Below are 12,857 nucleotides of genomic sequence, written 5' to 3'. Positions count from 1 at the left end.
GCATTTTTGTATCTTATCTTTATTCAGTTTATAGGCAGGTATTGATAGCCATTGAATAGATTCATCGGTTATAAAATCTATATAATTTTACGTCTCTTTTTGCAATTGACTTATCTGACCATTTTCCACCAGCAATACTCGATCTATCGTATCAACTAATTCCGATGGTTGATGGGTAACAAGTAACAACGTCAGATGTTTCTCATCACAAAGTTTGGCAATTAAAGCAAGCATTTCTATACGAAGTTTCTGATCTAATGCGGAAAAAGGCTCATCTAATAACAAGATGGGTTTATCTCGCAACAAACAACGCGCCAATGCCACCCGCTGTTTCTGACCGCCAGAAAGAGAATTCGGTAAACGTTGCAAATAATCGCCCAATCCTACTGAACAAGCGACCTGTTCAATTTTTTCCTGTTCAAGTGCGGTTAATTTTAAAGAGGGTTTTAAACCCAACGCAAGATTTTGCTGTACGGTTAAATGAGGAAATAAATTATTTTCTTGAAATAACATGGAAACGGGGCGCTCGTAAGGTGCGCTACGAGTATGATTTTTATCGTTTAACCAAATTTCTCCTTGATGAGGAAATTCAAATCCAGCGATTAAATTCAATAAGGTACTTTTCCCCGCCCCACTTTCTCCAATAATTGCGACACGTTCGCCAGTATTTACGCTCAAATTAAAGCACATCGGTAAGGTTTTATCGTTCAAAATCACATTATTTAGATAAATCATCGTCATCCCTATGTGTGTGAATAAAGGCAAACAATATGCCACAAAGCAATAATAAAATCCCTGCAGTTACAGCTGCATCTTGATTACGATAATTCCCTAGCTGCTGATATAACAAGTGTGGTAGAGAAGTAAACTCTTGATTGCCGAACAACGCAATAGCCGTAAAATCCCCTAAAGATAGCGCCAAGGCTAAAGCAAAAGCATAACGCAATGGTGCACGTAAAGTTTGCCACTCAATCAGATAAAAACGTTGCCACCCCACAATCCCCAGACTATTACACAGATTTTCGTAATAACGCATATTGTTATGGAAAGGTGCACTCAAAATACGTAAAACAAAAGGCATTGCACTTAACGCATTGCAAAGTACAACAATGGCAAACAAATCAATATTCGAAAAATCACGCTCTTGTAATAATAAAAATAACCCCATTGCGAGTACTAAAATCGGGATTGCCAAAATCACCATTCCAGCATTAATAATAAATTGCGCAATTTTCTGATAATGCAACCATTCTAAACGGCGTGATAAAAGCAATAAGGCAATCGCCATCATTAATGCAAGTAATGCGGACAGGGGCGCGATAGAAAGAGAATACCCTAACGCACGCCAGAGCTGAGAATTATGCCAAACTGTGAGCAAACTTGATGAACTCAATGCGCTGACAAGAATATTCAACACGGGCGAAAAAAGGAAGAATATAAAAACAAGTAAGATAAAAACATGGAAAATTTTGACCGCACTTTTAGGTTTTTCAAACCAAGGATTACGATTACTCAAGCCATTTTGATTAGAAGGAGAAAAACGCGACGTTAAGCTGAATAAAACTAAGCAAAATACAAATTGCAACATGGCAAAAAGTGCTGCTTTTGGCAGATCAAATTCAAATAAAATCGCTTGGTAGATTGCGGTTTCTAATGTTGTATATTGAGGCCCACCACCTAGCGTAAGAACAACGGTAAAACTGGTGAAGCAAAGCATAAAAATCAAGCTGAATGTGGGCAAACATTGCTGACGAAAAACAGGCCATTCCACCAATTTAACAAATTGCCAACCTTGTAAATTGAGTTGCGCAGCAAGCTGACGTTGCTGATAAGGAATACTTTGCAAACTTTGTAAGAAAAGTTGCGCTGCAAGCGGGATATTGAAAAAAAGGTGCGCAATTAAAATTCCCGAGAGCCCGTAAATATGCCCCAGCCACGGTATTCCCCAAAGGTTAGCAAACCAAGCTAACCAACCGCTTGAACCATAAATGCCGATCAAACCAAAAATTGCCACTAAAACAGGCAAAACAAAGGTCAGCGACATTAATTTTAATAGCCACTTTTTTCCTGAGAATGGTTGATAAAACAATGCTCGAGCGAGAAGCAGCCCCCCAAAAATAGATAAAACGGTAGAAAGTAAGGCTTGTCCAAAACTGAAAAGAATTAGATGCTGTAGGTAATCATCCGTGAACCACGTTTTCCATTGTAACTCATCGCCCAATGCAAAGATCGAACTTAATGCGCTACCATAAAAAAAAGTAATAAAGCTAATGACAACAACCCCGCCCACATAATGACGAGGGCGGAGTTGTGGATGATGAAATAACGACAACATCAAACTATTTTGTTAATGTAGTTTGCCAAGTGCTAATCCAATTTTTTAATTGTTCCGCATTCACCATTGGATTGATTGGAGTTTGAGTTTTTTGTTGAGCTTTAAGCGCATCAAAGTGCGGTTCAATTTCACCTTGAATGACTGGCAACATAATATTGGCTGTCACAATATGTTTTTGTGCCGTAGGTGAAATTAAAAATGCCATTAAATCATCCGCACATTGATTTGGATGGTTGGCGACTCGAGCCGCTAATTCCACTTGGGTAATATGCCCTTCCGCAAAATCTGTCGCTACATAATTATCTTTTTTCTCAAAAAGTTGGTGATAAAGTGGTGATGTACTGTAACTTAACACTAAATCCGCTTCGCCTTTTAAGAATGCACCGTAAGTATCTGACCAGCCTTTACCCACGGTTACCGTATGTTTATCCAACGCTTTCCAAGCAGATTGAATTTTGGTCGCAGGATAAACTGCATTCATCCAAACCAATAGACCGCGCCCCACACTGCTGGTGCGAGGATCTTGATAAATTACACGGATATCTTGGCGTTCAACCAATTCTTTCAAACTTTTCGGCGGGTTTTGTAATTTAGTTTTGTCATACACAAAAGCATAGTTACCGAAATCGAAAGGTAAGAAGGTTTTATTCGTCCATTTTGTTGGCAGATCAAGTTGAGTTAAATCTACTTTATTTGGCGTGAAAATACCTGTTTTTTCAGCTTGCTCTAAAACAAAGTTATCTAAACCTAGCACAATATCTGCTTTAGTTTTCTTTCCTTCCAAGCGAACTCGATTGAGTAACACGCCACCACTTTCAAAAGGCGTAAAATTAATAGCGCATTGTGGGTGCGCTTTCTCAAAATCTTGTTTTACTTTTGGACCCGCTCCCCACTCAGACGTGAAAGAATCATAGCTATATACGTTAACACTTTGCTGTGATTGAGCTAATGCTGTGGTGGAAAAAAGTGCGGTAGAAATTAAGGTTAATTTAAGAAGTTTCATTATTACATCCTTATTTATATCAAAAGGCAGCAATAATGACGGGAAGGAGATAAGGTTGTATTCCTAGTTTCCTACGTCAGTATTAACTGTTTCAGGTTCACGGGTATGATCTCAGCATATTGCACCCCGACTAGGCTTTTTAGTGTATTAAAATTTACTTAGATTGCCAACGGATTTTTAAAAAGAAATAAACTTTCTACATTTTCTGAAAAAAATAAAAAAGCCCTGTGAAACAGGGCATCCATACGCGGTTTTAAAATTAAAAAGTTATTCGATCACGGTTTCTTTCAAGCGTTGCTTTACCAATCCCTTGCACTTCTAATAGCTGTTCAGCACTCGTGAAATTACCGTGTTTTTCACGATATTGCACAATCGCTTCTGCTTTTTTCGCACCAATTCCAGTTAAGGCTTTTTGAATTTCACTCGCAGTTGCCGTATTGATATTCAATTTATCATTCACAGTAACTGATACTACTTGAGCCTCAGTTTGAGTTGCTACAACAGGTTGAACAGCCTGCTCTGCAGCTTTTTCCTCAGCAAAAGCCAAAGACGCACCTAAAGCCCCGCACAATATCACCGAAGTAAATAATGTTTTCATTAATTTCATAGAGGTTTCCTTATAATATGAACATGTTGATGTTGACGAGCATATCAACACAGTCATTTTTTATGCTTTCAAGAAAACGCTCAAGATTCTTACCGCACTTCTGCGATTCAGATCGCAAAAATTCTTAATTTGCATGAAAAAACAAAGGGCTTATCATTTACGACAAGCCCTTAAGATTAGTTAACTTCTTTTATTCTCAGCTCTTTTGGAACCTCAAAGAACATATTTTCTTCTAAACCTTGTAGTTCTTCTATGGTATTCACACCAAACTCTTTTAAGCGGGAAATAATCGATTGAACTAATTCTTCTGGTGCAGACGCGCCAGCTGTAATCCCAATGGTTTTCACATCATTAAACCAATCCTCTTGAATATCGGAAGGATCATCAAGAAGCTGTGATTTAACCCCCATTCGAGACGCCAATTCAGCTAAACGATTTGAATTTGATGAATTTTTAGAACCAACAACCAGCACTAAATCTGATAATTTTGCCAATTCTCGCACCGCTTCTTGACGATTGGTTGTCGCATAACAAATATCGTTTTTGTGTGGCCCTTGAATAGCAGGATATTTTTCCTTTAATGCAGCAATGGTTTCAGCCGTATCATCTAGCGACAACGTCGTTTGCGTCATAAAGGTTAAATCATCATTTTCTTGCATTGGCAAACGCGCAATATCTTCTACTTTTTCAATCAGGAAAATACCGCCATCTTCGTTGCTATACTGCCCCATTGTGCCTTCAACTTCAGGATGCCCTTTATGCCCAATCAAAATCGCTTTTGTTCCCTTTCGACTTGCACGCGCAACCTGCATATGCACTTTAGTTACCAAAGGACAGGTTGCATCAAATACTTTGAGATTACGATCTTTCGCTTCTTGTCGAACCGCTTGAGATACACCATGCGCAGAAAAAATCACGATCGCACCATCAGGTACCTCGCTTAATTCTTCTACAAAGATTGCACCACGATCACGCAATCCATTCACAACAAATCGGTTATGCACCACTTCATGACGAACATAAATCGGTGCGCCATGAATTTCTAAGGCTAGTTCAACAATACTAATAGCGCGATCTACACCGGCACAAAATCCTCGTGGATTCGCTAAAATTATCTTCATTTCTGACCGCACTTTTCTACTTGTTTATCTTGTACTTTTTTCTTTTCGTTCTTAAAAGCATCCAATGCTAATAACCCTGCGCCAATACAAATGGCAATATCAGCGATATTAAACACTGGATAATGGTAAATATCCCAGTAGAAATCAAAAAAATCCACGACGAAACCATTGTAAGCACGATCCACCATATTAGCTAACGCCCCTCCAATAATGAGAGCATAAGCAGAATTTTGGATTTTTTGTTCAGCATTATTTTTTGCTAAAAAATAAACCAACATGCCTGAAATAACTAATGCTAACAAAATAAAGAAATATTGTTGCCAGCCACTATGATCCGCTAAGAAACTAAATGCCGCACCATAATTGCGAACATAGGTGAGATTGAAAACAGGCAATACATTAACGCTTTCATACAAATCAAATTTTTGCACCACAATGTATTTAGTAAGCAAATCAACCACAAAAGCAACCGCACTTAACCATAAAAATGAAAGCCCTGATTTTTTGGACATAATATTTCCCTTTTAAAAAAATTGCGCTAATTCTAGCATAAGCCGATAAATGATAAAGCACGATCTCATTTACTGAACGGCTTTTGGTAATTTTGCTGGATCATCAGCCAACTCTTTGACATTCACCACTTTCTTCCAATCAAATACCTTAATTTCTTGTTTTTCAGGATGGAAGAAATCCACGCCTTGTAAATGTTTTTCCTTAATCCCCATCCAATCAGCAAAACCATAAACAAAATTAAATGCAGATTGTGGCGTTTTTATTTTTTCTACCTTTTGGCTATCACTCGAAAACATAACGAAAGGAATTTCATAATCTTGTTTATAAAGATTATTTGGATGTAATGATAAGCCTTTAGAATCCTCATAATGAGCAAGCCCATGATCAGAAAAATAAATCACCGAATAGGGTTCATTTTGCGCCACTAATTGAGAGTTTAATTTTTCTAAAAACTGATCCGTATATTTAATCGATTCTAAATAACAAGACATAGATTGATTAATAAAATAATTTTTAACCTCGTATGGAAGACGCTCACAAAAGGCTGGATGTGAGCCCATTAGATGAATCACAATTAATTTTGGATTCGTAATATTTTCTTTTAAGGCTTTATCTAATACAGGCAACATTTCGTCGTCATAAACTTTTTTAGAGTTATAACCTAACGGCTTCATAAAAATCGTTTTATCCGCACTTTGCCCAATACGGGATGCCATCGTATCAAATTCCCCAATTTTGCCTTGATTAGAAATCCAATAGGTTTTCACGCCCGCTTTTTTGGCTAAAGAAATAATATTATCCGTATAAACCGTTTCCCCTTTATCTGCTCGATATAAGGTGCGTTGTAAAGACGGTTGCGTATTTGGTGCCGCAGAATAATAATTTTCAAAAACTGTGCCTTTCACACGCTCTAAAAATGGCGTGGTTTTCAATGGAAAGCCATATAACGACATATAATCTTTTCGCATGCTTTCACCGATAATCAAAATATAATTTTTATATTTTGGCGTAAAAGATTGAATATTCCATTGAGAAGGCGCATTAACGGATTGATTTAGAAAATCTCGTTGTTCTAAATACAGGTCATTCATACGATCAAATTCTGAGTAGAAAAGAACTGGATAAAAACGGAATTTATATGCATAGTTCCAATCAGAAAATTGATTGTAAGAAAAAACTAATAATATGCCGATAGCAACAGTATTTAGCCATTTTAATGCTTGTTGTTTAACATGAAAACTTAATTTCATTAAAGCAACAAACAGGATGAAATAAGTAGCTTGAAATAAAAATATCCAAAAAGGAATGGTTGTGTAGTATTCCAAGGTTTCATTAATATTCGTTTCATAAACAGAAGCGATAATACCCAAAGATGGAATACCATAGAAAAAACCAGCAGAGCAATAAAATAGTGCGCTGAGGAATAATACGGTGATTAATATTCGCCCAACCAAAGGGGTGAAATAAAAAGAAATCGCCGTGATAACAAATAAAATTGCGTAATCTGAAACAGGAATATTCTCACTTAATACATTACCCAACCCCATATTAGTAAAAATGGAGAAAATAACCAATAAGAGATAAAACCACATTGTTTTAGAGCGAATCATTTCTTTCCCTAACATAATCTCTATTTCCTTTTGTACAAAAGTAAAAAAGTGCGGTTAAAATAAACCGCACTTTTCTGTTTTACAACGAATTTAATTATGCAAAATGGCGCACTTCACCATTACCCGCCACATTTTCTATACAACGTGGACAAAGTGTTGGATGTTCTGAATTTACACCAATTTTGTCAGAATAATGCCAGCAACGTGGGCATTTTTCACCGTTAGAACGTGCTACGCTTACCACAATTCCCTCTAACTCACCCGCAGCCACATCCGCAGGTTTGTCTGCTAATGCTTTCACTTCTGCTTTTGAGGTAATTAACACGAAACGTAACTCATTGCCTAATTGCTCTAACAATGCACAATATTCATCGTTAGCATAAACCGTTACTTCTGCTTCTAAACCACCACCGATCACTTTGTCGTTACGGGCGATTTCTAATACACGGTTTACTTCAGAACGAACTTTAATGAGTTGTTGCCAGTAAGCATCATCTAATTTTTCATTCTCGCCTAAACCAAATAAGCCTTCATAGAATTCTTCAGTGAAGACGAATTCTGCACGTGCAGTTGCCGTTTGTGGCAAGTAGCCCCAAATTTCATCTGCCGTGAATGATAAGATTGGTGCCATCCAACGTACTAAAGCTTCCGCAATGTGCCATAACGCAGTTTGACAACTACGACGAGCAAGGCTGTCGGCTTTGGTGGTGTATTGACGGTCTTTGATAATATCTAAATAGAATGAACCCATTTCTACCGAACAGAAACGCATTAAACGTTGTACCACAGTGTGGAATTGGTAGTTATCGTACGCATCTTTGATTTCTTTTTGTGCATCTAATGCACAAGCTACTGCCCAGCGATCTAGGCTAATCATTTCTTCTGGTTTAACTAAATCACGTTTTGGATCAAAACCATTCAAGTTAGCTAGTAAGAAACGTGCAGTATTACGAATACGACGATAGCTGTCCGCAGCACGTTTTAAGATCTCATCAGAAACAGTCATTTCACCCGTATAGTCTGTTGAAGCAACCCATAAACGTAAAATGTCACCACCGAATTTATCCATCACTTCTTGTGGTGTCACGATGTTACCGATAGATTTTGACATCTTACGGCCTTGACCATCCACGGTGAAACCGTGAGTTAATACTTGCTTGTATGGTGCTTTGCTATCTGTTGCCGTAGAAAGCATTAAAGAAGACATAAACCAACCACGGTGTTGGTCAGAACCTTCTAAATACATATCGATATCTTGACCGTTAAATTCCGGACGATTCGCGACAACAGAAGAATAGGTTGATCCTGAGTCGAACCATACGTCAAGGGTATCAGGCACTTTGCGATAGGTTTCTGCATCTGCCCCTAATAATTCTTTTTCGTCTAAATCCCACCATGCCTGAATACCGGCTTTCTCTACACGTTTAGCCACTTCTTCAAGTAATTCTAAAGTACGCGGATGAAGCTCTTCGGTTTCTTTGTGCACGAATAAGGTCATCGGCACGCCCCAAGTACGTTGACGAGAAATACACCAGTCTGGGCGATTTTCAACCATTTTCTCAATACGTGCTTGACCCCAATCTGGAATCCAACGAACTTGTTTGATTTCACCTAAGGCTTGTTGACGTAAACCTTGCGTTTCCATACCGATAAACCATTGTGGAGTCGCACGGAAAATAATCGGGGTTTTGTGACGCCAGCAGTGTGGGTAGCTGTGTTTGATTTTCTCTACTTTTAATAAGTTGCCCACTTCTTGTAATTTTTCAACAACCAATGGATTGGCTTCAAATACACCTTTGCCTGCGAAGAATTCAGTGGTTGAAATAAATTTACCGTCGTTCCCCACTAAACCAGCCATAGGGATATTGTATTGTTTACTCACAATAAAGTCGTCTAAACCGTGGTCTGGTGCAGTATGTACTAAACCTGTACCACCATCAGTGGTAACATGATCGCCTAAAATCACTGGTACCGTAAAATCATAGAACGGATGATGGAAACGGGTTAATTCAAGATCTGAACCTTTTACAGAACCCAGAATTTCAACGCTCTCAATCCCCACCGCTTTTGCCACAGACTCAACTAATTCAGCGGCTAAAATCACACGCTCATCGCCAAGTTGTACTAAGTTGTATTCTAAGTCTGAATTTACCGCAATCGCACGGTTAGATGGCATTGTCCAAGGTGTGGTTGTCCAAATAACAGCAGATAATTTACCTTGTCCTTTACCTTGAGCAGCAAATTTAGTTTCAATTTCATCCGCACTTTCCGCAGGGAAACGCACGTAAATTGACGGAGAAACTTTGTCTTCATATTCCACTTCAGCTTCAGCCAAAGAAGAACCGCAGTCTAAACACCAGTGCACTGGTTTTGAACCTTTATATAAGTGGCCATTCGCAATCACTTTACCAAGGGTACGGATGATGTTTGCTTCGGTATCGAAGTTCATCGTTAAATAAGGATTATCCCAATCGCCCAACACACCTAAACGGATAAAGTCTTTTTTCTGACCTTCTACTTGTTCCGCTGCATATTCACGACATTTTTGACGGAATTCAGCCGCCGTAATTTTCTCGTTTGGTTTACCTACTAAACCTTCTACTTTTAATTCAATTGGCAAGCCATGACAGTCCCAACCCAGGATATAAGGCGAATCAAAACCTAATGCCGTTTTGGATTTAATAATAATATCTTTCAGAATTTTGTTTACTGCGTGACCAATATGAATGTTACCGTTCGCATACGGAGGGCCATCGTGCAGAATAAAAGATTTTTTGCCTTTGCTCGCTTCACGAATTTTTTGGTAAAGATTTTTCTCGTACCAATTTTTCAACATATCAGGTTCGCGCTTAGCTAAATCACCGCGCATTGGAAAGCTGGTTTCCGGTAGGTTAAGAGTGTTTTTGTAATCGACTGTCATTTTATTTTCCAATTTTTACATTTTAAAATTAACTGTTAAAAAACGCTTTCGCAGTTTCTACGTCTTTCTCAATTTGCACTTTCAAATCATCAAAAGACGGAAATTTAATCTCGTTTCTAATCTTGTGGCAGAATTCAACTTCTACCATTTGGTCATAAATATTCTGAGAAAAATCAAACAAATGAACTTCTAATAATTGCATTAATCCATTTATAGTTGGGCGTTTTCCCATGTTTGCCACGCCGTTAAAAATCTCGTCCGATTTTAACCGCACTTTCACCGCATAAACTCCTTTTACTGGGTTCACTTGGCGATGTAAGCGAACATTCGCGGTAGGAAAACCAATGGTTCGCCCTAATTTATTGCCGTGTATCACTCGTCCAAAAATACGATAAGGCTTACCGAGTAAATTTTCCGCATGCTGTAAATCATCTTTAGCCAACGCTTCACGGATAGCGGTGCTACTGATACGTAACTCATCTAAACAGAAGGTGCGGCTGTCTTCTACTTCAAAACCAAACTGCTTTCCAGCTTGTTGCAACATCGCAAAATTGCCTAAACGTTTCGCACCAAATTTGAAATCATCACCAATACTGAGAAACTTCACATTTAATTTGCGTACAAGCCAATCTTCAATAAATTGTTCTGCTGGAAGATCAGCAAAAGTGCGGTCAAATTTCGCGACGATCACCACATCCACACCCGCCTGAGCCAAATAATGCAATTTATCTCTTAAACGCATTAAGCGCGCAGGGGCTTTGTCGCCCATAAAATATTCACGCGGTTGTGGTTCGAAAAGCATCACCGCCATGGGTAAATTCAGCGCATTCGCTTTCTGACGAAGATGACGCAAAATCGCCTGATGCCCCAAATGCACCCCATCAAAATTGCCAATGGTTAATGCGCACCCTGACAAATATGGCTGTGAATTATGAAGCCCACGAATTAATTGCATTACATCTTATTCCAAAAAACGAAAAATAATCGGTGCATTATAGCGGTAACTTAATGTTTTGTCAGTAAATGGTGTTTACGAACACCTAATAGCACCAATACGCCTAAATAAACAACTGCAGCCAGTCCAATTAACCAAACCAACCAATAGATACGCATTAAAAATGTCATGGCTGCCCATTCTTCAATTGATGGGCAGTTATACCAAAGCAAGCCGCCCATGGCTAAGGCTGCGCCTAAAACTTTCAGAACAAAGACCGCACTTTTACGTGAAAAATGGTATACATCCTCTTTAGCTAAACCACGATAAAGCAAATAAGCATTTAAGGTTGCTGACATGGCAGAAGCAATCGCTAAACCCACATAACTAAATGGAATCGCTAATACGTTAAAGCCCATATTGCTCACCATGGCGACGATCCCGATTTTCACGGGCGTTTTAGTGTCTTGACGTGCGTAATAGCCATTAGCCAAGATCTTAATCAGCATAAAGCTAAGTAAACCCGCATTGAATGCCCATAAAGAATAAGAGGCGGCATGTACATCACTTAAAGTAAAACTGCCACGCATAAATAATACGAGTAACATTGGTTGGGCTAACACGGCAATACCAATCGCAGCCGGCACGCCGAGTAATAAAATCATTCGTACGCCCCAGTCCATGGTGTTGCGAAAATCAACCGCACTTTGGGAAGAATTATCTTCTCGATTCACATGATGGCGAGCAAGTGTCGGTAAAATCACAGTGGAAATTGCGATACCAAATAAACCAAGAGGAAATTCTAGTAAGCGGTCGGAATAATACAACCAGCTAATTGAGCCCGTCATTAAAAAGCTTGCAATCACTGTATCCAGTAAAAGATTAATTTGACTTACCGATACACCAAATAACGCAGGGATCATTAATTTACGAATTTTAGTTACCCCTTCATCTCGCCAAGCCCATTTGGGTTTCACCAGTAAACCGGCTTGTTTCATAAATGGAATTTGGAATAAGAACTGTAATAAGCCGCCTAGAAAAATACCGATAGCCAACGCAAGATCTGGATTATCCATTTGTGGCGCAAGGAAAAGTGCGGTGGCTATCATCGCTATATTTAATAACACTGGTGAAAAGGACATCACGCCGAATTTTCCAATCGTGTTAAGCACAGCTCCAGAAAGCGCGACAAAAGTGATAAACCATAAATAAGGAAAAGTTATTTTAAGTAAAAGGGAAGCTTGTTCAAATTTATGTGCATCAGGGCCATCATTCATCCAATCGGTGAACCAGCCCATCCCAAATAAAGCGGCAACGACAGGCGAGCCAACCATCGCGAGGAGCGTAACAATACTGACCAATCCCCCAAGGGTACCAGAAACTTTTCCAATAAATTCACGGGTTTTATTAATATCACCAGATTTTTGATATTCTGCGAGAACAGGTACAAAAGCCTGTGAAAAAGCCCCTTCAGCAAATAAACGACGAAGAAAATTTGGGATACGGTTAGCGAATAAAAACACGTCTGCCGCCGCACCTGCCCCAATGAGATGAGCGATAACTACATCGCGCACAAGACCTAACACTCTAGATAATAAAGTCATAGAACTAACAACAATGCTAGATTTTAAAAGTCGTTTACTCAAAATATTCTTCTCTACCCTAAAATTTTTGCCTAATTGTATAGAAATTTTGTTTTTACGCTATATTCCGTGAAAAAAAACTGATAAAATCCGCTGCACATCGTTTGTGTGAGCCCATATTGAAAGAGCTTGTAAAAATAACGATACTTATTTTCGGTTGTGTCTCACCGA

General features: G+C 38.8%; 10 protein-coding genes and 1 riboswitch. All 10 genes read right to left on the bottom strand.

From position 1 onward, the window contains the following. Positions 1-87 precede the first annotated feature (87 nt). The 10 genes from thiQ to murJ all read right to left on the bottom strand — a co-directional run bounded on the left by thiQ (position 88) and on the right by murJ (position 12,689). The gene (gene thiQ, locus AC6H0A_RS10090) at positions 88-735 is read right to left on the bottom strand and encodes a thiamine ABC transporter ATP-binding protein (protein ID WP_005641326.1); all 648 of its coding nucleotides are present in this window, start codon (positions 733-735) and stop codon (positions 88-90) included. Beyond that, positions 719-2,335: a thiamine/thiamine pyrophosphate ABC transporter permease gene (gene thiP, locus AC6H0A_RS10085; RefSeq protein ID WP_005641324.1), complete on the bottom strand. Its 1,617-nt coding sequence runs from the start codon at positions 2,333-2,335 to the stop codon at positions 719-721. Before thiP ends, thiQ begins: the two co-directional genes overlap by 17 nt. Before the next feature lie 4 nt (positions 2,336-2,339). Further along, positions 2,340-3,338 (bottom strand): thiamine ABC transporter substrate binding subunit, encoded by a 999-nt coding sequence (gene thiB / locus AC6H0A_RS10080; protein WP_497512640.1) that lies wholly within the window; start codon positions 3,336-3,338, stop codon positions 2,340-2,342. A 51-nt stretch (positions 3,339-3,389) separates the two neighbouring features. Then, positions 3,390-3,477: riboswitch (TPP riboswitch) on the bottom strand. A 120-nt stretch (positions 3,478-3,597) separates the two neighbouring features. Then, a complete protein-coding gene (locus AC6H0A_RS10075; protein ID WP_005641320.1) occupies positions 3,598-3,945 on the bottom strand; it encodes a helix-hairpin-helix domain-containing protein in 348 nt (115 codons plus the stop codon). 176 nt (positions 3,946-4,121) lie between these two features. Next, on the bottom strand, positions 4,122-5,066 hold the full coding sequence (ispH, locus tag AC6H0A_RS10070; protein ID WP_005641317.1) for a 4-hydroxy-3-methylbut-2-enyl diphosphate reductase: 945 nt from the start codon (positions 5,064-5,066) through the stop codon (positions 4,122-4,124). Then, positions 5,063-5,578, bottom strand: a complete 516-nt coding sequence (lspA, locus tag AC6H0A_RS10065) for a signal peptidase II (protein ID WP_005641315.1) — start codon at positions 5,576-5,578, stop codon at positions 5,063-5,065. Before lspA ends, ispH begins: the two co-directional genes overlap by 4 nt. Positions 5,579-5,647: 69 nt before the next feature. Further along, positions 5,648-7,204 (bottom strand): phosphoethanolamine transferase, encoded by a 1,557-nt coding sequence (locus tag AC6H0A_RS10060; protein ID WP_005641313.1) that lies wholly within the window; start codon positions 7,202-7,204, stop codon positions 5,648-5,650. A 79-nt stretch (positions 7,205-7,283) separates the two neighbouring features. After that, positions 7,284-10,109 carry an isoleucine--tRNA ligase gene (ileS, locus tag AC6H0A_RS10055; protein WP_005641311.1) on the bottom strand — a complete coding sequence of 942 codons (2,826 nt, stop codon included), beginning with the start codon at positions 10,107-10,109 and terminating at the stop codon, positions 7,284-7,286. Positions 10,110-10,137: 28 nt separating this feature from the next. Continuing rightward, a complete protein-coding gene (ribF, locus tag AC6H0A_RS10050; RefSeq protein WP_005641309.1) occupies positions 10,138-11,064 on the bottom strand; it encodes a bifunctional riboflavin kinase/FAD synthetase in 927 nt (308 codons plus the stop codon). A gap of 50 nt (positions 11,065-11,114) precedes the next feature. Next, positions 11,115-12,689: a murein biosynthesis integral membrane protein MurJ gene (gene murJ / locus AC6H0A_RS10045; RefSeq protein WP_005641307.1), complete on the bottom strand. Its 1,575-nt coding sequence runs from the start codon at positions 12,687-12,689 to the stop codon at positions 11,115-11,117. Between the last annotated feature and the right edge of the window lie 168 nt (positions 12,690-12,857).

The sequence above is a fragment of the Haemophilus sp. THUN1692 genome, assembly GCF_059704395.1.
The sequence above is the reverse complement of the archived record's forward strand: the minus strand, read 5'-3'. Positions and strand labels throughout refer to the sequence as shown.